This is a genomic window from Senegalimassilia sp., from assembly GCF_977052095.1.
Map to the genome: position 1 here is coordinate 1 of NZ_CDRSTZ010000028.1, position 23,686 is coordinate 23,686.

The 23,686-nt window shown below is 63.3% G+C and carries 20 protein-coding genes and 1 pseudogene; 18 read left to right on the top strand and 3 right to left on the bottom strand.

Annotation, left to right across the window (positions count from 1 at the left end):
- Positions 1–39 precede the first annotated feature (39 nt).
- The 3 genes from ACWI6D_RS06220 to ACWI6D_RS06230 form a co-directional block, all read right to left on the bottom strand.
- Positions 40–639 carry a sugar transferase gene (locus ACWI6D_RS06220; protein WP_337368602.1) on the bottom strand — a complete coding sequence of 200 codons (600 nt, stop codon included), beginning with the start codon at positions 637–639 and terminating at the stop codon, positions 40–42.
- Positions 639–1,922 carry a DegT/DnrJ/EryC1/StrS family aminotransferase gene (locus ACWI6D_RS06225; protein WP_449134062.1) on the bottom strand — a complete coding sequence of 428 codons (1,284 nt, stop codon included), beginning with the start codon at positions 1,920–1,922 and terminating at the stop codon, positions 639–641. Before ACWI6D_RS06225 ends, ACWI6D_RS06220 begins: the two co-directional genes overlap by 1 nt.
- 91 nt (positions 1,923–2,013) lie before the next feature.
- Entirely contained in the window at positions 2,014–3,309 is a 1,296-nt protein-coding gene (locus ACWI6D_RS06230; protein WP_302936386.1) for a glycosyltransferase family 4 protein, read from the bottom strand.
- A gap of 93 nt (positions 3,310–3,402) precedes the next feature.
- Between ACWI6D_RS06230 and ACWI6D_RS06235 the strand changes: the two genes are divergently transcribed.
- The 18 genes and pseudogenes from ACWI6D_RS06235 to ACWI6D_RS06320 all read left to right on the top strand — a co-directional run.
- Complete coding sequence (locus ACWI6D_RS06235; RefSeq protein WP_449134063.1) at positions 3,403–4,416, top strand: glycosyltransferase family 2 protein; 1,014 nt, start codon at positions 3,403–3,405, stop codon at positions 4,414–4,416.
- A gap of 2 nt (positions 4,417–4,418) precedes the next feature.
- Positions 4,419–5,411 (top strand): glycosyltransferase family 2 protein, encoded by a 993-nt coding sequence (locus tag ACWI6D_RS06240; protein ID WP_449134064.1) that lies wholly within the window; start codon positions 4,419–4,421, stop codon positions 5,409–5,411.
- A gap of 5 nt (positions 5,412–5,416) precedes the next feature.
- Positions 5,417–6,544 (top strand): glycosyltransferase family 2 protein, encoded by a 1,128-nt coding sequence (locus tag ACWI6D_RS06245; RefSeq protein WP_449134065.1) that lies wholly within the window; start codon positions 5,417–5,419, stop codon positions 6,542–6,544.
- 182 nt (positions 6,545–6,726) lie between these two features.
- The gene (locus ACWI6D_RS06250) at positions 6,727–7,509 is read left to right on the top strand and encodes a methionine ABC transporter ATP-binding protein (RefSeq protein ID WP_129423012.1); all 783 of its coding nucleotides are present in this window, start codon (positions 6,727–6,729) and stop codon (positions 7,507–7,509) included.
- The gene (locus ACWI6D_RS06255) at positions 7,510–8,187 is read left to right on the top strand and encodes a methionine ABC transporter permease (RefSeq protein ID WP_129423011.1); all 678 of its coding nucleotides are present in this window, start codon (positions 7,510–7,512) and stop codon (positions 8,185–8,187) included.
- Between the two features lie 359 nt (positions 8,188–8,546).
- On the top strand, positions 8,547–9,890 hold the full coding sequence (locus ACWI6D_RS06260) for a glutamine synthetase family protein (RefSeq protein WP_337368595.1): 1,344 nt from the start codon (positions 8,547–8,549) through the stop codon (positions 9,888–9,890).
- Between the two features lie 38 nt (positions 9,891–9,928).
- Positions 9,929–10,600: a winged helix family transcriptional regulator gene (locus tag ACWI6D_RS06265; protein WP_129423009.1), complete on the top strand. Its 672-nt coding sequence runs from the start codon at positions 9,929–9,931 to the stop codon at positions 10,598–10,600.
- Between the two features lie 110 nt (positions 10,601–10,710).
- Positions 10,711–13,341 (top strand): DNA polymerase I, encoded by a 2,631-nt coding sequence (gene polA, locus ACWI6D_RS06270; RefSeq protein ID WP_449134066.1) that lies wholly within the window; start codon positions 10,711–10,713, stop codon positions 13,339–13,341.
- A gap of 229 nt (positions 13,342–13,570) precedes the next feature.
- Positions 13,571–13,876 (top strand): 50S ribosomal protein L21, encoded by a 306-nt coding sequence (gene rplU, locus ACWI6D_RS06275; protein WP_129423007.1) that lies wholly within the window; start codon positions 13,571–13,573, stop codon positions 13,874–13,876.
- An 18-nt stretch (positions 13,877–13,894) separates the two neighbouring features.
- A complete protein-coding gene (rpmA, locus tag ACWI6D_RS06280; RefSeq protein WP_129423006.1) occupies positions 13,895–14,146 on the top strand; it encodes a 50S ribosomal protein L27 in 252 nt (83 codons plus the stop codon).
- 89 nt (positions 14,147–14,235) lie between these two features.
- The gene (gene obgE, locus ACWI6D_RS06285; protein ID WP_449134067.1) at positions 14,236–15,657 is read left to right on the top strand and encodes a GTPase ObgE; all 1,422 of its coding nucleotides are present in this window, start codon (positions 14,236–14,238) and stop codon (positions 15,655–15,657) included.
- Complete coding sequence (proB, locus tag ACWI6D_RS06290) at positions 15,657–16,799, top strand: glutamate 5-kinase (RefSeq protein ID WP_449134068.1); 1,143 nt, start codon at positions 15,657–15,659, stop codon at positions 16,797–16,799. Before obgE ends, proB begins: the two co-directional genes overlap by 1 nt.
- A gap of 11 nt (positions 16,800–16,810) precedes the next feature.
- Positions 16,811–18,127, top strand: coding sequence for a glutamate-5-semialdehyde dehydrogenase (locus tag ACWI6D_RS06295; RefSeq protein ID WP_449134069.1), 1,317 nt, complete (start codon positions 16,811–16,813; stop codon positions 18,125–18,127).
- Positions 18,120–18,884: a nicotinate-nucleotide adenylyltransferase gene (gene nadD / locus ACWI6D_RS06300; protein WP_449134070.1), complete on the top strand. Its 765-nt coding sequence runs from the start codon at positions 18,120–18,122 to the stop codon at positions 18,882–18,884. The genes ACWI6D_RS06295 and nadD overlap by 8 nt, the downstream gene beginning before the upstream one ends.
- On the top strand, positions 18,881–19,552 hold the full coding sequence (gene yqeK / locus ACWI6D_RS06305) for a bis(5'-nucleosyl)-tetraphosphatase (symmetrical) YqeK (RefSeq protein ID WP_449134071.1): 672 nt from the start codon (positions 18,881–18,883) through the stop codon (positions 19,550–19,552). The genes nadD and yqeK overlap by 4 nt, the downstream gene beginning before the upstream one ends.
- Positions 19,549–20,031 carry a ribosome silencing factor gene (rsfS, locus tag ACWI6D_RS06310; RefSeq protein ID WP_236648226.1) on the top strand — a complete coding sequence of 161 codons (483 nt, stop codon included), beginning with the start codon at positions 19,549–19,551 and terminating at the stop codon, positions 20,029–20,031. Before yqeK ends, rsfS begins: the two co-directional genes overlap by 4 nt.
- A 421-nt stretch (positions 20,032–20,452) precedes the next feature.
- Complete coding sequence (locus ACWI6D_RS06315) at positions 20,453–22,837, top strand: AfsR/SARP family transcriptional regulator (protein ID WP_449134072.1); 2,385 nt, start codon at positions 20,453–20,455, stop codon at positions 22,835–22,837.
- A gap of 166 nt (positions 22,838–23,003) precedes the next feature.
- Positions 23,004–23,686 (top strand): annotated as a pseudogene (locus ACWI6D_RS06320) (preprotein translocase subunit SecA); the annotation flags it as partial.

The following is a 23,686-nucleotide window of genomic DNA, read 5'->3' on the forward strand; positions in this document are numbered from 1 at the left end:
GACAGATATAAAGAAAGCCGCCTCATCGGGCGGCTTTCTTTATTGCTCTTCGCCTTCTACGTAGATGCCTTCTTGGCCGAGTACGGTGGCGAATGTGCGGAAGAACACCTTCACGTCCAAAAGGAAGTTCACGTGCTTCACATAGTACACGTCAAGCGCCAGACGCTTCTTCCAGGGCAGCGAGTTGCGGCCGTACACGGCGGCGTAGCCGGTGATGCCGGGTTTCACGGAAAGCTTCAGGCCCTCTTCGCCTTCGTATAACTCCGTTTCGCGGCGCAGGTCGGGGCGCGGTCCCACTACGGACATGTCGCCTTTCAGCACGTTTAGGAACTGCGGCATCTCGTCAAGGCTGGTCTTGCGCATGAACGCGCCGATCTTCGTCATGCGCGGGTCGTCGGCGCCGTTGTACGTGCTGCCGTCCTCCATGACCAGGTCGGGGGCGTTCACGCGCATGCTGCGCAGCTTGTACATCTTGAAGTCCACGCCGTCTTTGCCCACGCGCGGCGCATTGTAGAACACCGGACCGCCGTCCTCGTGCTTGATGATGGGTGCCAGCACGGCGATGATGAGCAGCACGAACGGCAGCGCCACCAGGCCGATGATGATATCGCAGATGCGTTTTCCGAAGCGCACGTACATTACTTCAGACCCTCCGCTTCGGCTTGCGTGTAGGCGGCGTGCAGCGCGCGGCTCACCTCGTCGATGTCCGCATCGGAAAGCTTCGTGTGCAGCGGCAGCGTGATCTCGTTTTCGAACTGCGCGTACGCGTTCGGGAAATCGGCGATGTCAAAGCCCAGGTTCTTGTACGCCGTCAGCAGCGGCAGCGGCTGATAGTGCACGTTCGTGGCCACGCCCGCCTCGGCCATGTGCTCGATGACGCGGTTGCGGAACGCCTGCCCGCGGCCGTTCAAGCGCACCAGCATCAAGTGCCCGCTCGACGACTCCTGCGTAGCATCGGCGCGCGCGGCGGCATCGGCGGCGCGGCTGGCGTCGGAGCCGTCGGCAGCGCGGTAGTGCTGCATGATGGACAGGTTCATGTCGGCAAGGTTGTCCTGGTAGCGCGCGATCATGGCGCGGCGGCGCGCCAGCATGCCGGGGTAGCGGCGCATCTGCGCCAAGCCCAGCCCCGCTTGCAGGTCGGTCATGTTGCACTTCCAGCCGGGGAAGGCCACGTCGTATTCCCAGGCGCCGGCCTTCGTTTTCGCCAGCGCGTCTTTCGATTGGCCGTGCAGCGACATGAGCATGAACTCGTGGTACAGCTCTTCGGGATCGAACAGCCCCGCGCGCCACGTGACGGCGCCGCCTTCGGCCGTGGTGAAGTTCTTCACGGCGTGGAAGCTGAACGTGGACAGGTCGGCTACCTGCCCGGCGCGCTTGCCGTGGCGCACGCTTCCCAGCGCGTGGGCCGAGTCCGACACCATGGCGATGCGGCCGATGGCCTCCTGGCGCGCGTTGGCTGGCGACCAGGCGCCGCCGAACGCATCGATGGCGGTGAGCAGCGCGTCGTAATCGCACATGACGCCGCCCAAATCCACGGGGATGATTGCTTTCGTGCGCGGCGTGATGAGGCGTTCGAGCTGGGAATAGTCCATCTCATAGCTGCCGGCCGCCACATCGCACAACACAGGCGTGGCGCCTACGTGGCAGATGGGCGAGCAGCTGGCGGTATAGGTGTAGGCGCTCGTGATAACCTCGTCGCCTGGCCCGATGCCCAGCGCGCGCAGGGCGCACTCAAGCGCCGCGGTGGCAGAACCCAGGCACGCCACGCGTTCGGTGCCCAAAAAATCGGCCAGCTCGCGCTCAAGCTGCTTCGTTTTCGGGCCGGTGGTAATCCAGCCGCTGCGCAGCGCATCGGCAACCTCGGCGATTTCCGCCTCGGTGATATCGGGCGGTGAAAAAGGGATGCGAATCTGTTCGGACATGCCTTCTCCTTTTCTATATAAACGCCGCAAGCCGCCGTGTGGCGGCCGGGCGGGGAAATGCTTGCAACGATGATGACGCAAGCGCTTTCGTTTATAGCAAATTGCGCAGCAAATTCACGATAGCCAGGTACGACGTGCGCTGGTCGAACTCGCGCTCGGCCACGGCGCGTCCGCGTGCTCCCATGATCTTGCGCAGCGATGCGTTGCGCGCCAACTCCTCAAGCGTGTTCGCCAGCGCCTCGGGGCTTTCGGCCTCGACGTTGAGCCCGAAGCCGTCGGCGGTCACCTTCGCGCGAAACTCCGCCGACGAGCCGGTGTTGATCATGGGCTTGCCGGCGGCCAGGTAGTCGCCAATCTTCGTGACGATGCTTTGCGCCGCGCTTTTCACCAGCGAGTTCACCGTGATGTCGCTTGCGCGTAGCCACGCGGCCATGCTGGCGTAGTCCTGGTAGCCCAAAAACTCCACGGGCGCGTTTTCCTCGCGCGCTAAGGCTTCAAGCTTCTCGCGGTCGGGCCCGTCGCCCAAGATCTTCACCTTCACGGGCGGGAACGGCCGATGCCTGTCGGCGTCCCCGTCGGCGGCGCGGGCGGCCGCGTGGGTGCAGCGCCGCTTCTCGAGCAAGGCCGCCGCGCGGATGAGCGTGGCCACGTCGTAGCTGGCGCCAAGCGTGCCCGCGTAGATGGCCCACAGCTCGCCTTCAAGCTTCACCACGTCGCCAAGGTGCTCGCGCGCGCCTTCGTCGAAGGCTTCAAGGTTGTTGCCCACGTACACCGTGACCTTGGGGTAGGGCGCCGTGCGGTCGCGCGCCGGGCGCGCGGCGTACTCGTCGGACGTGCCGACGGCGCCGGAAAGCAGCTGGTAGACGCGGTGCGCGTCGCGGGCGAACGGGTAGAACGCGATGCCGCTGAGCACGGGCACGTCCACCACCATGCGCATGGCCTCCGGCCACAGGTCGTTGATATCGGCCACGAACGGAATGCCCTGCTCATGGGCGCATTCCGCGCACGTGCGCGCCACATCGTTCGGCGGAATCTCCGCATAGATAAGGCTGTAGCGCCCGCGCGTGCGCTCGAAATGCTCGCGCATGTTCTTCGACGCGACGTGGTGGCTGTGGATGCGCTGCAGGTCAAGGTTGCGCGTGTAGCCCGGCTCGTCGATGAACACGATGTTGTAGGGAAGGCCCTGGTAGCACGCCTTCGTCGTGTCGCGCTGCGCCTTTTCCCAGTGCTGGAACGAGCTGGTGATCAGATCGACGTCGAAGCCCTGCGAAACCAGCAGCTCCGACAAGAACCTAAAGCGCGTATAGCCGCGCGTCTCGTCGCCAAGCTTCACGCCCATGGTGACCACGGCGATGCGGCGGCGGTGTTGTTTGAGTTTCGTATCCATGGTTTGAAAGTATAGCAAGGTTGGAGGGGCTGTACGGTCCATCGGGTACAATACGAACCGTTTTGCAGAAAGAATCCGCCGAGAAGGGGCCGCATGGGTGAGGTTGAGATCAGCGTCATTGTGCCGACGCGCAACGCGCTGCCGTTTTTGGAGCGTTGTTTGCGCTCCATCGAGCAACAAACCTTCCGTTCGTTTGAAGTCATCGTCGTTAACGACGGCTCCGATGACGGGTCTGCCGCATGGCTTGACGAGCGCCTTGCACAAAAACCTGCCTATCGCGTTGTGCACCACGAACTCTCTCAAGGGCTTTCGGCGGCGCGCAACCACGGCATAGCCTTGGCGCGCGGGCGGTTCTTGGCGTTTTTGGATGCCGACGACTGGTTCGAGCCGACAATGCTTGAAACGCTGCACCGAGCGGCGCTTTCCACCCAAAGCCAGGTAGCGCATATCGTGCGCGAAATATGCACGAACGAAGGGCCTTTTGTCCAGCCGCGCGAAGAGGTCGTGCGCGTGCTTGACGGCGTGGGCGCGGCGGTCGAAATGCTTGAGCAGGAAGAGTACGCCGTGTGGTCGCGCTTGTACGATGCCCGGCTGGTCAAGTCGCTTGGCCCCGAGCCGTTTCCCGTGGGCCTGACGTGCGAGGACCGCGTGTTCAACATGCGCGTGCTGCCCCTGGCAAGCCGCGCCGCCGAATCCAACCGGGTCGAATATCATTACTTTATGAATATGGGCAGCATCTCTTTGGGCGGTTTGTCGCAGCGCGCCATGCAAATCCTGGAGGCGGACGAGCTGATGGTCGGCTACGCGCGCGCCGCCGGCGATGAGCGCTTGGTAAAGCTTGCGCTCGATCGCCAGGCCAAGGGCGCTTTCTCCATGCTGGTGAAATATGCGCGCTTCGGCATTACCGACGATGCGCTGCGCGGACAAGCGGGCCAAGATACGCTGCGCATGCTTCGCCAGCGCTTCGTAGGCGACTACCCGCGGCTTGCCGCTTCGCCCCTGCCGGCATCGAAGCGCCTTGTCGCGTGGCAGCTTCGCTATGTGCCTGCGCTTGTGCGGGCGGAATTCGCGATTTACAACGTGGTTACGGGAAAGGGAAGGGGTTAGCTGTGGGAAAGGTTCTCACCATAGCCATGCCTTGCTATAACGTCGAGCGATACCTGCGCCGCGGGCTCGATTCGCTTGCCGATGAGCGCTTGGCTGACGACGTGGAGGTCATCGTGGTCGATGACGGGTCCACTGACGAGACGGCGCGCATCGCGCAGGGCTACGTCGAGCGCATGCCGCAGCTGTTTCGCCTGGTCTCGAAGGAAAACGGCGGCCACGGTTCTGCCGTGAACGCGGGCATCGACCATGCGCAGGGGCGGTTTTTTCGCGTGGTCGACGGCGACGACTGGGTTGACACCGATGGCTTGGTGCGTGTTGTGGAGCTGCTCAAAGCGTCGGACGCCGACCTGTTCGTCGACGAGAAGGTCGAAGTGGACATGACCACCCACGCGCGCACGCACTGCCATCTTCCGGCGGGTTTTCGCCTGCCCGGCGTCGTCGACTTCCTTGGCGTATGCGGCGACGGCGCGTGCGAAGCGTTTTTGACCATCCACACGCTTTCCGTGAAAACCGAGCTTCTGCGGCGCAACAACATTCATCTGCATGAAGGCATTTTCTACGTTGACCTGCAGTATGTGGTCATGGCAACGTGTTATGCCGCTACGGTGCAGTTCGCGCCGGTGGAGGTGTACCAGTACCTGTTGGGCAACGCGGAGCAGTCCGTGGCTTTCGCAAGCTACGCCAAGCGCTACGAGGACCACGCGGCCATGGTGCGCGATATCCTTGCGTTCGCCGACCAAGGCCGTTTTCAGGGGCCCATCGCGCAGTACCTGGACAATCGCGTGCGGCTGGCGCTTCACACGCACTTCAACATCGCGCTTATCTACGATGAAGATCGCGCTCGCGGCATGCGGCGCGCAAAGGCGTTTCACTCGTGGCTTGCAAGCAGCCACCCGCGCTTCGAGCGCATGGTCCGCTCGCGCTATCGCAAGACGCTTGCGCTGCACTACCTTGGCGTCGACGGCCCGCGCCTGGCGAAGATGATGGGAAGGTGATCGACATGGCGTGCTCTCCAAGAATCTCGGTGATCATCCCTATCTGCAACGTGGAGAAATTCCTTGACGAGTGCCTGGACAGCGTTTCGGGGCAAACGTTTCGCGATATCGAGATCATCTGCCTCAACGACGGCTCAAAGGACGGCTCGAGCGCCGTCATGCACCGCCACGCCGACGCCGATGAGCGCATCGTGTGCATCGACAAGCAAAACGAAGGCTACGGGGCTACGTGCAACCGGGGTCTGGACATGGCGCGCGGCGAATATATCGCCATCGTGGAGCCCGACGACTATCTGCGGCTGGACATGTTCAAGGATATGCTTGCGCTTGTCGATGCGCTTGGCGGCGCTATCGATGTGGTGAAAACCCCTTGGCTTGAGCTGCACGAATGGGACAACCCCAGCACGCTGTACACGAAGCCCGGCGGGCTGTATCGCGCGCTGCCAACATCGAAGGCGCCGTTCGTGCTTGCCGACGCGCCCATTCTGCTTGAGGGGCATCCTTCCATCTGGTCGGCGCTGTACCGCCGCGCTTTCTTGGATGAGCAGGGCATTCGTTTCCATCCGTATCCTGGCGCGGGCTGGGCGGACAACCCGTTTTTGGTGCAGACGCTTTGCCGTGCCCGCAAGATCGCGTATCTGGACAAGATGTTCTACTGCTATCGCACCGACCTGCCCGGCTCTACGCTGCACCACGCCACGGAAGAGAAGGTCGCGCTGCCGTTCGTGCGCTGGATGGACATGACAAGCGAGATGCACGACATGGGCGTTCGCGACGAGGGCATCTGGCTTGCGCATACGGTGCGCGCGTTCAACTACCTTGACGGCGCCATCATCGACGACGGTTGGGACAACCCCGTGGTGCGCCGCATGACGAAGCGCATGTTCGACATGATCCCCGAGCAGCACGTGCTTCATTGCGGCAAGCTATCTCCGGCGAAGAAGCGCTTCTACTTCGAGCAGCGCGGCCTTCCTGTGCCGAGCATTTCGCCGCTGCCGTATGCAAAGCATCTGGCGGCCCAGTCCGTGCATGCGCTTCGCGCGATGGGCGTTGCGTACCTGATGCGCCGCACCGCGCAGTTCGTGGGAGAAAAGGTGAAGGGCATCGGCGTGGAAAGCGCTGCGCGCGGGTAGCTGGCGGTGCTGCCGCGCCGGGCGTTATCGGCGAAACCGTTGCCGCGTCGTCGGAATAATGTAAGGCCGTTCGCGGCTGCTTTGGGTTGACGGTTCGGCCTGTTCCCGTATCATACGAGGTTGCGCCCGTGTTCGATCAGGGCCGGTGCGCGATGATATTCATCCGATCGATCGGAAGCGACATGATTCAACTGCAACACGTGTGCAAGACGTATGGCGAGGGCGAACGCGCCCACCATGCGCTGCGCAACGTGAACCTCACCATAAACGATGGCGACGTGTTCGGCATCATCGGCGCGTCGGGCGCGGGCAAGTCCACGCTCGTGCGCTGCCTCAACCTGCTCGAGCGCCCCACGGAAGGCTCCATCATCTACGACGGCCGCGACATCACGAACCTGTCGGGCAAGGCGCTGCTTGAGCTGCGCGCGCAGGTGGGCATGATCTTCCAGAACTTCAGCCTGTTCCAGCAGCGCACGGTGCTGCGCAACGTCACGTTCCCGCTTGAGCTGCGCGGCGAGAAGAAGGAAGCCCGCGAGGCGCGCGCCCACGAGCTGCTTGAGCTGGTGGGCTTGGCCGACTTGGCGCAGCGCTATCCCAGCCAGCTTTCCGGCGGTCAGCAGCAACGCGTGGCCATCGCCCGCGCGCTGGCGAACAACCCGAAGGTCATGCTGTGCGACGAGGCCACCAGCGCCCTTGACCCGCGCACCACGGCGTCCATCCTGCAGCTTCTGCAGAACATCAACCGCAACCTGGGTGTCACGCTCGTGGTCATCACGCACTCGCTGCCCGTGGCCAGCAAGATCTGCAACCGCGTGGCCGTCATCGACCAGGGCCGCATCGTGGAAGAGGGCGTCACGGCGAAGGTGTTCTCCGATCCGCAAAGCCCCGTCACGCGCGAGCTGCTTTCCAACGACAGCTTGCTGGTGGAAACGGAGCAGAACGTCGAAGCGGGGGAGGCGAAGTAAATGGACTACATCAGCAACTTCATCGCCCAATACGGCGCGCTGTTCGCGCAGGGCACGTGGGACACGATTGTCATGACCATCGTGTCCACGTTCTTCGCGTACGTCATCGGCGTGCCGCTGGGCGTACTGTTGGTGGTCACGGCCAAAGACGGCCTGCGCCCGCACCGCGCGCTGAACACGGTGCTCGGCTGGATCGTGAACATCGGGCGCTCCATCCCGTTCATCATCCTGCTGGTGGCCATCATCCCGTTCACGCGCTTGGTGGTAGGCACGTCGCTGGGCGTTCCCGGCGCCATCGTGCCGCTGACGGTGGCGGCCATCCCGTTTGTTGGCCGCATGGTGGAGCAAAGCCTGGCCGAGGTTGACGGCGGCCTGGTGGAGGCGGCGCAAAGCTTCGGCGCGAACACGTGGCAGATCGTGGTGAAGGTCATGCTGCGCGAAAGCCTGCCTTCGCTGGTGCGTGGCGCATCCATCACCGTCATCACGCTGTTCGGCTACACGGCTATGGCCGGCGCCGTGGGCGCAGGCGGCATCGGCGACATCGCTATTCGCTACGGCTACCAGCGCTACCTTGGCGACGTGATGATCGCGTCCATCGTGCTGTGCGTCGTGCTGGTGCAGGTGTTCCAGTCCATCGGCGACTTCGTGGCGCGAAAAGTAGACAAGCGCATCCGTTAAGTTTCGTTTGCCTGCCGGCAAACGAATTTGCTCGACGCTGTGGGCCGTCGTGGCACGCCGTCTTCGCATGTTCCCGAGAGCCTGCGTGCCGAAGTGCGCGGCGCCCTCGCGAACCCGCGAATACGACGCACCGCAGCGGCTCTCGCTGACTTTTGCGCTATCTGCGACGGGCTAAAATAGCCGCCTTACGGGGCGGCTATTTTTGTGGCGTGCGCGAAAGCATAGCAAGTGGCGGCCCTTTTCGTGTTGCGGGCTTTCTGACGTGTAACCTGTCTGCAACACGGCTTGGTATAATTCTCAAGTATTGCGTGAAACTTTTGCGCCGCGCAAAGGCGCTGCGATAGAAGGGGGAATCATCCATGGCTTCCAACCCGGAACAGGATTTCGTCCTGAAAACCATCAAAAGCCGCGACGTGCACTTCGTGCGCTTCTGGTTCACCGACGTGCTCGGCCACATGAAGTCGTTCGCCGTTATCCCCAGCGAGCTTGAAGATGCGTTCGCCGACGGCATGGGTTTCGACGGCAGCTGCATCGAGGGCTTCTGCCGCACCGAGGAATCCGACATGCTGGCGTTTCCCGATGCTTCCACGTTCCAGGTGCTGCCGTGGCGCCCGGAAAGCAACGCCGTGGCGCGCATGTTCTGCAACATCCGCACGCCCGACGGCAAACCGTTCGAGGGCGACCCGCGCCACGTGCTGGCGCGCACCGTCGCGCGTGCCCAGGACATGGGCTACGTGTTCAACGTCGGCCCCGAGGTGGAGTACTACTACTTTAAAGACGCCAACGGAACCGAGCTTTTGGACCGCGGCGGCTACTTCGACCTTACCAGCCTTGACTATGCCTCCGACCTGCGCCGCGACACCGTGCTGACGCTTGAGAAGATGGGCATCCCCGTGGAATACAGCCACCACGAGAACGGGCCCAGCCAGCACGAGATCGACCTGCGCTTCACCGACGCGCTGTCCATGGCCGACGCCGTCATGACGTACAAGCTGGTGGTGAAGGAAATCGCCATGAAGCACGGCGTGTACGCGTCGTTCATGCCCAAGCCCATGTCCGGCGAGCCGGGCAGCGGCATGCACGTGCACATGAGCCTGTTCGACTTCGACGGCAACAACGTGTTCTTCGACGAAGCCGATACGCAGGGCTACCACCTGTCCACCACGGCCAAGCAGTTCCTGGCCGGCATCTTGAAGTACGCGCCGGAGTTCGCCCTCATCACGAACCCGTGCGTGAACTCCTACAAGCGCCTGCTTGCCGGCGGGGAAGCGCCCATCTACCTGTCGTGGGCGCGCGCGAACCGCTCCACGCTGGTGCGCGTGCCGGGGTATCGCCCGAACCGCGAGGTGGCCTGCCGCTTGGAGCTGCGCAGCCCCGACCCCAGCGCGAACCCCTATCTGGCGTTTTCCGTCATGCTGGCCGCTGGCCTTGCGGGCATCGAGGAAGGCCTTGAGCCGCCCGCGCCGGTGGAGGACCGCGACCTGTTCACACAGTCGCGCCAAGAGCTGCGCAAACAGGGCTTCCAAACGCTTCCGGAAAGCCTGGGAGATGCCGTTGAGCTGTTCGCCGAGTCGAAGCTGATGCACGACGTGCTCGGCGAGCACATCTGCAACTACCTGGTGGAAGCCAAGCGCGCCGAATGGGACGCGTACCAGTCCAACGTGTCGGAGTGGGAACGCAGCCGCTACTTGGCGGTTCTGTAAACCGGCGTGGCAGGGGTTAGGAAAGAAAGGCGAAACGCATGAGAAAGATGGTCATATTCATAGCCGACAGCCTTGACAACGCCCATAAGTTCCAGCAGGTGCTTTCGGGTTTGGACGTGGACGTGGCTGCGGGCTCGTCGGTGCAGTTCAAGAAGCTTCTGGCGCAGCACCCCTCCTATGACCTGGTGATCTACGAGGCGCGCGCCGACGCGCTTGCCAACGTTTCGCAGGTGGAGTCCGTGCTGCTTGAAGACGGCTCGGCTTCGCTTCTGGTCATCGTCAACGAAGAGCAGCTTGCCGAGTTCCGCCTTCCCGTGCAGGTCAAAAGCGACTTCGTGGTGCACGGCGCCACGAACGCCGAATGCGCCGCCCGCATTCGCCAGCTTTTGTGGCCGGGCAACGAAAGCACGTCCACCGATTTCGTCACCGTCGACAACATGACCATCAACCTGGCAACGTACCAGGTCACCGTCGGTGGGGAACCGCTTGACTTCACGTACCTGGAATACGCGCTGCTGGCGTTTCTGGTCACGCACCCCGGCCGCACGTACAGCCGCGACGCGCTTTTGCGCCGTGTGTGGGGCTTCGACTACTACGGCGGCAGCCGCACCGTCGACGTGCACGTGCGTCGCGTGCGCGCGAAGCTGGGCCCCGAGCTGGCGCAGCACCTGGAAACGGTGCGCGGCGTCGGTTACCTGTGGAGCGCGTAAAGCCGCCGCGCAGCCGCTGGTTTTACCTTGGAGCGTCCCGTCCGTTGGCCGGCGGGGCGCTTTTTGCGTTACACTCGGGTGCAAACCTGATCGACGAAAAGGACTGACCCATGCCCGAGAAAAAGGTAGCCGTCATCGACGGCAACTCGCTTATGCATCGCGCGTTCCACGCCGTGCCGCTTACCATGAACGCGCCGGACGGCACGCCCACCAACGCCGTGTTCGGCTTCATCGCCATGCTGTTGAAGTTCATCGACATCTCGCAGCCCGATGCCATCGTGTGCGCGTTCGATGCCGGCCGCCCCGCGTTTCGCATGGAGGCGCTTGAGCAGTATAAGGCGCAGCGCCCGCCCATGGACGAGTCGCTGAAAGTGCAGTTCCCCATCATCGAAGAGTTGCTTGAATCCATGAACATCCCCGTGGTGCGCGTGAAGGGCTGGGAAGGCGACGACATCTTGGGCACGGTGTCGGCGCGCGACGAGGCGCTGGGCTACCGAACGCTTCTGGTGTCGGGCGATAAGGACGTCTACCAACTGTGCACCGAGCTGACGCACGTGGTCACCACGCGCAAGGGCATCACCGACGTGGCCATTTACGGGCCGTCGGAGGTGCGCGACCGCTACGGCGTGGGCCCCGAGCAGTTCCCCGACTTTCTGGGGCTCAAAGGCGACAGCTCCGACAACATCCCCGGCGTGCCCGGCGTCGGCGACAAAACGGCGGCGAAGCTGCTTACGGCCTACGGCAACCTGGAGGGCATCTACGAGCACATCGACGAGCTGAAGGGCAAGCAGAAAGAGCGCATGGTCGAAAACCGCGAAGCGGCGTTTACCAGCCGCAAGGTGGCCACCATCGTGCGCGACCTTGACTTCGAGCTTGACTTGGAAGGCGCATCGTTTCCGTCGTTTTCGCCCGAGGCCGTCACCAAGACGTTCTCGAAGTACCGCTTCAATGCGCATCTTGCGCGCGTGCTGAAGCTGGTGGGCGAAGAGCCGCAGCGCAAGGCGGCCGCCGTCGAGGTGGGCGAGGTTGTGCGCGGCGCGGGGGCCGAGGCGCTGGTGGACGCCGCCATCAAGTCGGGCGAACAGGTGGGCGTGGCGTTCGTGGACCCCGAGCAGGAGTCGCTGTTCGGCGGCGGCGCGGTGCTTGCCGTGTGCGCCGCGAACGGCTGCGCCGTGTTCGAAGGTGAAGAGGTGGCCGCCCCGTTTGCGCGCCTCGTGGCGCAGGGAAGCTTCGCCGCGCTTGACGTGAAGGCGGCGCTGCACCGCATCTACCCGTCGGACAGCTCGGCAACCGCGCTGGTCGACGATGCGCAGCTTATGGCCATGCGCGCGTTTGACCTGGGGCTTGCCGGTTACGTGCTCAACTCGTCGGTGTCGGAGTATTCGTTCGACGCGCTGCTTGACGCCTACGTGGGTGGCGTGTTGCCCGAGGCGAAAACCGACGAGCAGCGCGCATGTGCCCAGGCGGCCGCCGCGCGCGTGCTGGTGGGGCCGCTTACCGCCGCGCTTGAGCGCGAGGGTTCGGCGCGCGCGTACTTCGACATCGACCTGCCGCTGGTGGCGGTGCTTGCCATCATGGAGCGCACGGGCGCGGCCATCGACGCCGACCGCCTGGCCGAGCTGGGCGCGTCTACGGGCGCGGAGCTTGAAGGCCTGCGCGCGCAAATCTACGAGCTTGCGGGCGAGGAGTTCAACGTCGATTCGCCCAAGCAGCTTGGCCACATCTTGTTCGAGGTGCTGGGCCTTCCGGCGAAGAAGAAGACGCAGCGCGGATACTCCACGGACGCGAAGGTGCTTAAGGAGTTGGCGCAGGTTCACGAGCTGCCGGCGCTGGTGCTGCGCTACCGCGAGCTGGCCAAGATTAAGTCCACGTACATCGATGCGCTGCCGCGCCTGCGCGCCGGCGACGGTCGCGTGCACTCCAGCTTCAACGAGACGGTTACCACTACAGGGCGTTTGTCCTCGTCAGACCCGAACCTGCAGAACATCCCCGTGCGCACGCAGTTCGGCCGCCGCATCCGCGAGTGCTTCGTGCCGCTTGAGCCGGGCTGCAAATTCGTGTCGGCCGACTACTCGCAGATCGAGCTGCGCCTGCTTGCGCACCTATCGGGCGACGACAGCCTCATCGAGGCGTTCACCAGTGGCGCGGACTTCCATGCCGCCACGGCCTCGCGCGTGTTCGGCGTGCCCATTTGCGACGTCACGCCCGAGATGCGCAGCCGCGCGAAGGCCGTGAACTTCGGCATCGTGTACGGCCAGCAGGCGTTCGGCCTTTCGCAAAGCCTGGGCATTTCGTTCGGCGAGGCGAAGGACATGATCGACCGCTACTTCGACGTGCACCCCGGCGTGCGCGAGTACTTGGATGCCACCGTGGCCGAGGCGCGCGCAAAGGGCTACGCCGAAACCATGTTCGGCCGCAAGCGCCACATTCCCGAGCTGCACGCCGCCAACGGCAACACGCGCGGCTTCGGCGAGCGCACGGCCATGAACCACCCCATGCAGGGTTCGGCCGCCGACATTATCAAGCTTGCCATGCGCCAGGTGCAAACGCGCCTGATGGAAGAGGGTTTCCGCGCCCGGCTGCTCGTGCAGGTGCACGACGAGCTGGACTTCAGCGCGCCTGCAGACGAGGTGGCCGCGCTTGAGGACATGGTGCGCGAGGTCATGGAACACGTGGTGGAGCTGAAGGTGCCGCTTCTGGCCGACGTTTCCGCCGCCGACACGTGGGCTGAGGCGCATTAGCGCGAAGTTGTGGGCATTTCGTGATAGGGCGGCGTTGTGGACGTGAAACTCACAACGCCGCCGCGTGTAGCCACAACATCTGGTATCATATCGAATGTTGTGCCCGTGGAGGCACAGCGGAAATAAGTGCGATGATACGCGGAGACTGTGCATTCGTTCACTTCGTTGACTTGCTACGGTCGCGCTGCTAAGCTATCGCCTTGCGTTTATTTCGAAAGTAGGAGAAAACATGTACGCAATCGTGAAAACGGGCGGCAAGCAGTACAAGGTTGCCGTCGGGGACAAGCTGAATATCGAGAAGCTCGATGCCGAAGTCGGCGCCACCGTTGAGCTTCCCGTAATCTGCTTCGTTGATGGCGACGTCGTCGAGGCCGATCCGGCCAAGGCTTCCGCCAAGAAGGTCACCGCTGAGGTCGTTGAGCAGTTCAAGGGCCCCAAGCAGCTGGTGTTCAAGTTCAAGAAGCGCAAGAACTACAAGAAGCTGCGCGGCCATCGCCAGCAGCTCACGCGCGTTGAAATCAAGTCCATCGCTTAATTGTAAGGAGGGAATGACATGGCACACAAGAAAGGTCTCGGTTCTACCCGTAACGGCCGCGATTCCCACGCAAAACGACTGGGCGTGAAGATGTTCGCCGGTCAGCAGATCAAGACGGGCCAGATCATCGTTCGTCAGCGCGGCACGAAGTTCCATCCCGGCGAAAACGTCGGTCGTGGCAAGGACGACACGCTGTTCGCTCTGTGCGACGGTCGCGTCGACTTCACGCGTGGCGTGAAGCGCAAGGTTCACGTTCGTCCTGAGGCGTAAGATTACTTCAGCGTCTGCGTGACATCTATGCATTCGGAGAGCCCTCTGCCTGTCAGGGGGCTCTTTTCATATACAATCGAGCGACAAAGATGCTCGCATTCGATGGAGGTCACATCGTGTTTATCGATAAAGTACGCATTCACGTGAAAGGCGGCGACGGCGGCGCTGGCTGCATGTCGTTTCGCCGCGAGGCTCACGTTCCTAAAGGCGGTCCCGACGGCGGCGACGGCGGACACGGCGGCAACGTCGTGCTTGAGGCCGATGCCAGCGTGTCGTCGCTGATCGACTACCGTTTCAAGCACCATTTCAAGGCCGAGCGCGGCACGCACGGCAAGGGCAGCCGCATGCACGGCGCCACGGGTGAGGACCTGGTGCTCAAGGTGCCTGTGGGCACCGTGGTGCACGAGTACTTCGAGGATTCGAAGGAAACGGGCGAGCTTATGGCCGACCTTACGCACGACGGCGAGCGCATCACCGTGGCTGAAGGCGGCATGGGCGGTCGCGGCAACATCCACTTCGTCACGTCTACCCGCCGCGCGCCGGCGTTCGCCGAGCTGGGAGAGCCGGCGCAAGAGCGCTGGGTGGAGCTTGAGATGAAGCTGATGGCCGACGCGGCGCTCGTGGGCATGCCGTCGGCGGGCAAAAGCTCTTTGATCTCGAAGATCTCGGCCGCGCGCCCGAAGATCGCCGACTACCCGTTCACCACGCTGGTGCCGAATCTGGGCGTGGCGCGTTCGGGCGATTTGAGCTTCGTTGTGGCCGATATTCCCGGTCTTATCGAGGGCGCGCACGAAGGTCGCGGCCTGGGGCATGAGTTTTTGCGCCACATCGAGCGCACGGCGCTTATCGTGCACGTGGTGGATCTGACGGGCGACTGGGAAGGCCGCGACCCGCTTGAGGACTACCGCGTCATCAACAACGAGTTGGCATTGTACGCCGACGAGCTGGCGGCGCGCCCGCGCATCGTCGTGGCGAACAAGATCGACGTTGCCGGCACCGAAGAGGCGCTTGAGCGCCTGCGCGCCCAGGTCAAGGCCGATTCCGTGGCCGCCGCCGGTGGCAACGAGTTCGCGCCAAGCCCCATCGACCCGAAGGTGTACTGCATCAGCGCGCTTACAGGCGAGGGCGTGGACAGCCTGAAAGCCGCCGTGGCGCACAAGGTGCACGAGCTGCGCGAAGAGGCGCGCGAGGCCGCTGCCGCCAACGTGCAGTACGAGCACGTGTGGGAGCTCAAGCGCGAGGCGCGCGACAAGCGCTTCACCGTGCGCAAGCTTTCCGAGGGCGTGTTCCGCGTGTCGGGCACCCAGGTCGAGCGCATGGTGGTGCAGTGCGACTGGGAAAACGAGGAAGCAGTGGTGTTCTTGCAGCACCGCCTTAAGCGCGTTGGCGTGGAAGAGGCGCTTGAGAAGGCGGGCGCCGTCGATGGCGACGAGATTCGCATCGTCGGGCGTGCGTTCGAGTTCGAGTCCGCGAAAACGGCGGAGGACATGTTCGAGGAGCTTGATATCTAATGAGCGAAACGGATGCACAAGGGTCGCGTGCTCGGCGCCTGGTCATCAAGATCGGGTCGTCGACGCTGACCACGTCTGAGAGCAGCATCGATTATGGCTATCTGCGCAAGCTTGCCGATCAGGTGGCGCGCGTGCGCGATGCGGGCTGGCAGCCGGTCATCGTCACGTCGGCCGCCATCGCGTGCGGCCTTGAAGCCTTGGGCATCCATCGCAGGCCAACCGACATGCCCAGCTTGCAGGCGGCGGCCTCGGTGGGGCAGTCGGCGCTTTCCACGGCGTATGCCGAGGTGTTCGCCCGCCATGGCATTGTTACGTCAACCGTGCTTTTGACCAGGCGTGATACGGCCGACCGTCAGGCGTATCTGCACGCGCGCAACACGCTTCTGCGCCTGCTTGACCTAGGCGTGGTGCCCATTATCAACGAGAACGACACCGTTGCCGTCGAGCAGATCAAGTTCGGCGACAACGACACGCTGGCCGCGCTGGCGGCGTGCCTCATCGATGCCGACTTGCTGGTCATCCTGTCCGACATCGACGGGCTTTACGACGCCAACCCGAACACGAACCCGCAGGCCAAGCTTATCGAGCACGTGGACAAGATCGGACCCGAGATTCTGGCCGTGGCCGGCGGCGCGGGTTCCACGGTGGGCTCGGGCGGCATGATCACGAAGATCAAGGCGGCGCGCGTGCTTATGGTGGCGGGCATCCCTCTCGTCATCTGCTATGGCCGTCAGGACAACGTGGTGGTGGACGCGGCGGCCGGCAAGCAGGTGGGCACGCGCTTCTCCGCGAAGGCGCGTCCGCACGAGATCACGCCGCGCAAGCTGTGGATCGCGCTCGGCGATTCGGCACGAGGCGCCGTGGTGGTAGACGATGGGGCGAAAGCTGCGCTCATCGAGCGCGGAAGCTCGCTGCTGTTTGTGGGCGTTTCCAGCGTCGAGGGCCGCTTCGATGCTGGCGACATCGTAGACATCAAAGACGGCACGGGGCATCTGTTCGCGCGCGGGCGCACGGCGTTTTCCGCCGACGAGGTGGAACTTGCCTGCGGCAAGACGCGCGAGGCCATCGAGCGCAACCGCCTGCTTGCCGCGCTGGCCGAAAAGCCCATCATCCACCGCGATGAGCTGGTGGTTTTCGAATAGGAGGGAAGTTCATGACCGCTTCGCTTGAACAGGAAGTGCGCGCCATCGCTGAGGCGGCGAAGGCTGCGGCGGCGCCGCTTGCGCAAACAAGCGCCGACGTGCGCAACAACGCGCTTGCCGCCATGGCGGCGGCGCTGCGTGCGAACCGCGTCGACGTGCTTGCCGCTAATGCGCAGGACACGGACGCCGCCCGCGCGGCCGGCACGCAGGAAAGTTTGCTTGACCGCTTGATGCTCGATGAGGCGCGCATCGAGGCTATGGCCGGCGCGCTTGAGGAGCTGGTGGCGCTGCCCGATCCGCTTGGGCGCGTGCAGGAACAGCGGACGCTTGAAAGCGGCATCCAGCTGACGCGCGTGAGCGTTCCGCTCGGCGTGGTTGCCGTGGTGTACGAAGCGCGGCCGAACGTCACGGCCGATGCGGCGGGCATCTGCTTGAAATCGGGCAACGCGTGCGTGCTGCGCGGCGGCTCGCTTGCAGCGAAGTCGTGTGCCGCCATCGTGCATGTGCTGCACGACGCGGCGGTGTCGGCAGGCATGCCGGCGGGCTGCATCGGCATCATCGAGTCTACTGATCGTGCTGCGGCCGACGTGCTCATGAGCCTGCACGGCATTGTCGACGTGCTGGTGCCGCGCGGTGGCGCGGGCCTTATTCGCCACTGCGTCGAGTGCGCGAAAGTCCCGGTCATTGAGACGGGCACGGGCAACTGCCACGTGTACGTGCACGAAACGGCCGATTTAGCCCGCGCGCGCAGCATTGTGGTGAACGCGAAGTGCCGACGCTACGGCGTGTGTAACGCGTGCGAGACGCTGCTCGTCGATGAAGCCGCGGCGCTTGATTTCCTTCCTGAGCTGTTCGGCCTGCTTGCCGACAAGGGCGTGCACATCCATGGCGACGAGTTGGCGTGCAAAGCGGCTCTTGCTGCCGGTGCAGACCGGTTACCGGTTGGCCCTGCGTTGCGCATCGAGCGTGCTACCGAGGCCGATTGGGGAACGGAATATCTGGCCCCTGAGCTGGCGGTTCGCTGCGTTTCAGGTCTTGACCAGGCTATTGCGCACATCAACCGTTACGGCACGAAGCATTCCGAGGCTATCGTGGCGGACGAGGGCAGCGCTGCAGGTGCGCAGGCCATTGAGCGCTTCGTGAACGAAGTGGACGCTGCGGCGGTGTACGTGAACGCTTCCACGGCATTCACCGATGGCGGCATGTTCGGTCTTGGCGCCGAAATCGGCATCTCCACTCAGAAGCTGCACGTGCGCGGGCCGTTTGCGCTTGAAGGCCTTACTTCGTACAAGTACGTGCTGTGCGGAACGGGGCAAATTCGTGCCTAGGGTAAACGCTGGTCAGGTATGCGCTTCCGAAGTGCGCGACGTGGTGTCTGCTGCGGATGAGGCTGGCTTCTCCAGCAAGCCGGTGGTGAGCCATCGTTTCGACAACCTGGGTGCCGACGGCGCGCCGGCGCGTCTAGGCATCATGGGGGGTACGTTCGACCCCGTGCATATCGGGCATCTGGCCTGCGCCGAGCAGGCGCGCGAGGCATTCGGCCTTGACGCGGTGGTGTTCATCCCGGCGGGCATGCCGGCGTTCAAGCTGAAGCGCCACGTCACCAGCGCCGAGCAGCGCTTGCGCATGTGCCAGCTGGCCGTTGCTTCGAACACCGCGTTCGATGTCAGCCGCATCGAGATCGACCGACCGGGCGTCACGTACACGGCTGACACGCTGCGGCAGCTGCGCGCGCACTACCCAAAAAACGTTTCGCTGTACTTCATCACGGGCGCCGATGCGGTGTGCTCCATCCTGAAGTGGCGGGAAAGCGCGGCCATCGCCGACCTGGCGGACCTCATTGCGGTGACGCGGCCGGGTTATGTGCTTACCGAGGAGCAACGCGCCACTATCGAGCAGGCGGGCAATTTCCGCATTCACCTGCTAGAAACCACGGGACTGGCCGTTTCGTCAAGCGATTTGCGCGCCCGTGTGGCGGCCGGCAAGTCCATTCGCTATTTGACGATGCAGCGGGTGCTCGACTATATTCACGAACATCGATTGTATGTTTCGGGTGCGCAAGATAAGGAAGCGGTGCAGCGGTGAGCAAGGAAGGTGACCAGGGTTTGACGGTTGAAGATGCGCACGTCGACGTGCTAAGCGATGCGTTTTTCCAGGCACGGCGCGCCGAGTTGGCGCAGCGCGTGAAGTCGAAGCGCTTCGAGCATTCGCTGGGCGTGTCGGAGATGGCCGGGCGCATGGCGCGCATCTATGGCGCGGACGAGGGCCTGGCGCGCTTGGCGGGTTTGCTGCACGATTGGGACAAGGGCTACGATGACGAGGGCATTCGCCGTCGCGTGGCTGAGCTTGGCCTAGCGGAACAGCTTGCAAGCTATATGGACATGCCGCACCTGCTGCACGGGCCTACGGCGGCGGCAGCGCTCAAGCGCGACTTCCCGCAGCTTCCTGATGCGCTGCTTCAGTCCATCCGGCTGCACACCACCGGCGCCGTGCACATGACCGACCTCGACATGATCGTGTACACGGCCGACGCTATCGAGCCGTCGCGCGATTATCCGGGCATCGAAGCGCTGCGCCAGCTTGTCGGCGTGGTCGATCTGCAGGAGCTGTACCTCAGCACGTTTCAGCATGTGCTTGAGAACCTGGTGCAGCGCCGCAAGCGCATTCATCCCGATACGGTAACTGTTTGGAACAGCTATGTGGCCTGCGATAAGAAGCGCCGGGCCCAGCAACACACGAAAGGTAACAAGTGAGCGAAGCAATGAACAACGAGGCGCACATCAATCAGGGCGTCGACATGTACGGCCGTCAGAAGCCTGACCTGCTCAGTCCGCGCGAGTGCGCCATCATCGCCGCGCAGGCTGCAGACGAGAAGAAGGCCACCGACATCATGGTGCAGCAGGTCGGCGACCTTATCGGCGTCACCGAATACTTCGTCATCTGCACGGCGTCGAACAACCGCCAGGTCGAAGCCGTTGTCGATGAGATCGAGGAGCAGTGCCGCGTGCGCGGCGGCGCGAAGCCGTTCCACATCGAGGGCACGGCCGACGGCACGTGGTCGCTGCTTGACTACGGCAGCTTCATCGTGCACGTGTTCCAGCCTGAAACGCGCGAGTACTACCGCCTTGAGGCGCTGTGGAACGATGCGCCGCTCGTGGACTTGGAAGCCGAGGCGGGCTTGACCGACCTGCAGTATTCCGAGCGCATCGCCAAGCTTGTCGGGCGCGAATAAGCGCCGTTGGCCGACGTTGAGCGCACATTCGAAGAGCGTCCTTGCGGTAATTCGCGGGGCGCTTTTCTTTTTTCGCGTGAACGTGGTGTTTGCGCATGGTTTTAACCACAATATGTAGTAACTGGTGCAACAAACCACCTATGAGCAACACCTCTACCTCGCAAAACGGTAAAACTGTGTAAGGATGCCGCAACATATTGGGGGTATTATAGGGGTGCACTGGCCGTGTGACTGACCAACTTGTTGGGAAGTTGGTTCACTTATGCTCACTTATCTTGCAACATCGGCGTGCCGAGGGAAGCGGCCGCCGCAGTTTGCAGCGCACCGTGCTTATTCCCGTCCCGCTTTGGTCTCGCGCCTTTTGCGCGAGCGCAACGTCGCACGCTTTTTGGTAGCGCCGCAGGGGTTTGGCAAATCGTCCGTGGTCCTTGAATATGCCGAAACCGTATTCGGGTTCAACCAGGTGTATTGGTTAGACTGCACCAGCCCCTGCTTCTTGCGCGACCTTGATGGCGAAAGCATTGCCTCTGGCTTGCTTGATGCCACAGAACCCGCGTTTCTTGCCGTGTTCGAAGACGTGCCGTTGCTTGACGGGGCGCGCGTCGACGCCTTCTGCGCGTTGCTTGACACGCTGCTCGATCGTGGTTGCGAGGTTATCGTCACGTGCACGCCGCTGTGCGATGCGTTTGCGGCTGAACGCGACCGTATGGTGCTGTTTGCGAACGATCTGCTGCTTTCAAACGACGAGATCGACTTTTTGCGCACGCCTGCCGAGCGTGATGAAACGCCGGCAAACCGTGTGCCGCGCGCCCGTCGCGTGCCGGCTTGCGCCTGGGGCGACGGCCAAAACGCGGCATTTCTTTGCGGCGTGCTGACCGAAGAGCTGCCTTGCCAGATGCTTGCTGCGTTGTTTGTGCTGCTGTGCCTCGATTCGGGGCCGCTTTCCTCCGTCGAGCGTATTGCGCACGCAGATGCCGAAGCTTTGTCGTTCATTGCCGCTGCGCACGCCTATGTGGGCGTCGACGTTGCTCAGAGATCGTTTCGCTGTGCGGGTTTTCCCGTCGGCGATGTTGCCGAGGCATTTGCCGGCAGGTTGGAAGATGTCGCTTCAGGTGCGGGCGGCGTTGGGGCCGCGCAGCTTGCGGCAGACGTGGCATCAACGCTGCTTGCAAGCGGAAATGCCGAGCGTGCCTGCGAAGTCGCGCGTCTGTTCTTGCCTGCCGCCGAGCGGGCGATATGGCTGGAAGAACACGCGCGCGACCTTGAGCGCGTTGGCTGCTTGATGCGGGCTCGCGGGCTGTATGCCGCAACGCCGCCCGAGGTGTTTTCCGCGAGCGCTCACGTGGCACAGGCGGTTCGGTGCGCTTTGCTCGGTGAAAACGTTGCTGCGTGTGTGGCTGCCCGTCGCGCTATCGCATGCGCGCCATCGGTGGTGGAGCGGGCGATTGTGCAAGCGGTGCAATGCGCCTGCTCGGTTGGTGAGGCGTCTGAACAGGCGGCGGCCCGGGCACGCGATGTGTGCGCCGTGGGCATCGAGGCGGAATGCGGCGACGAGCTACGCGATATCGCTATGGCCGTGGAAGCGCTCGATGCGCCAAGTTCTGGAATTGAGCTGGCACGGGCCTGGCTTGATGCGACAACGGATCGCGCGCTCAGCGATTCGGCGCTGTATGCGGCAGCGTTGTTGCTCGGCCGCCTTGATGAAGCCGATGCCGGTGCACAGGAATGGGCCGATGTTGCCGCTATGGTGGCGCGCGAGGCAACGGCGCGCTTCGGCGATGCCGGCTCGCTGTCGCTTCCCTGCGCGTTGGCCGCGGCCGCGTTTCAGCAGCTGGTCGATAACGGGGTGCTTGCCATGCCGCCGCTTGACGCGGCTTGCGCCGTGGCCGCTGCGGCTCGAAAGCGCATGCTGCTTGAACAGCGCATTCAGTGCGAAGCGGCTCGCACAGCGGCCCTTGAGCGCCGTCTTGTGCGCGACAAAACGCATCCCGATACGTTCAGGTGTGCTTCTGTGGGATCCGACATGGCGTTGCGAACGCCGCCTCGCTTGACGGTGAACCTGTTCGGCGGCCTTGAGGTGTTCATGGGGGACAGGCGCATCGACCCGAACCTGCTTATGCGCGAGAAAGTCCGCGCGCTTTTGGCCTTGCTGGTGGTCAACCAGGGGCACGATCTGTCTCGCGACCGCATCATGAAGCTCTTGTGGCCCGACTCGCACATGGAGCGGGCGCGCAACAACTTCTACGCCACATGGTCGCGCTTGCGCACGGCGCTGAGCATGCCGGATGGCACGTGCCCTTACCTTATCAAGCGCCAATACGGCATTCGCCTTGACGCAAGCCTGCTTTCAAGCGATGTTGCCGAACTGGACCGCGTCTGCCGGGCGTTGCTGTTCAATCGCCCTGGCCGCGGTGGGTGGGGACACCTGTTCTCTCAGATAGAGGATTCGTTCTCCAGCGATCTTTTGCCGGGTGACGAGGGCTGCGAGCTGCTTGACGATCTGCGCAGCGATTGCCGCACACGCCTGGTCGATGCGCTCGTCACGGCATCGGGCAAGCTGGTGGAAGCCGGCGAGGTGCGCCAAGGGCTGTGGTTTGCCCGCGCGGCGCTTTCCCGCGATAAATCGCGCGAAGACGCGTACGCCGCCGTCATGCGCGCGCAGATTGCCTCGCTGCAGCGTTCGGCCGCGCTTGAAACGTACTTCTCGTGCCGGAAATTCCTCTCGAACGACCTGGGTATCGACCCTTCGGCTGAAACTATGCGCCTGTATCACAGCATCATCGATGCACAGGAGGAGGTTGCCTGATGCGGGCGCTGCTTCCTAGTCCTGGCGGTAACGGCCCGGTAACGCGTGCGTAGAAGCTGTACAGATTGCGCTGAAAGAACATGCTCATCGAAGGATATGCTAGAGTTAACAACAATTGCGAAAAACAACGAGTCGCGGGTGCGACCGTGAAAGGAATGGCGCTCATATGGCAGGTTTCCTCTCGAAGCTGTTGACGTTCGGTGAAGGCAAGCAGCTGAAGAATTACCAGACCCTTGCCGCGAAGATTGGCAGCCTTGAACCCGATATGCAGGCAAAATCCGACGAAGAGCTGCGCGCGGTCACCGCAGCGCTGCGCGAGCGCATGGCGGGCGGCGCCACGGAATCCGACGTGCTGCCCGAAGCGTTCGCAGCTGTGCGCGAGGCATCGGTGCGCACGCTTGGCATGCGTCACTTCGACGTGCAGCTTATCGGCGGCATGGCGCTCAACGACGGCCAGATCGCCGAGATGCGCACGGGCGAAGGTAAGACGCTCGTGTCCACGCTGGCCGGCTATCTCAACGCGCTGTCGGGGCAAAACGTCCACATCGTCACCGTTAACGATTACCTGGCTCGCCGCGACAGCCAATGGATGGGCAAGATCTATCAGTTCCTCGGCATGAACGTGGGCCTGATCCAAAACGGCATGCGCCCCGATATGAAGAAGCGCGCCTATCAGGCCGACGTCACGTACGGCACGAACTCCGAGTTCGGCTTCGACTATCTGCGCGACAACATGGTCACGCGTGCCGAAGCGCGCGTGCAGCGCGGACACCATTTCGCCATCGTCGACGAGGTCGACTCCATCCTCATCGACGAAGCGCGCACGCCGCTTATCATCTCGGGCGCGGG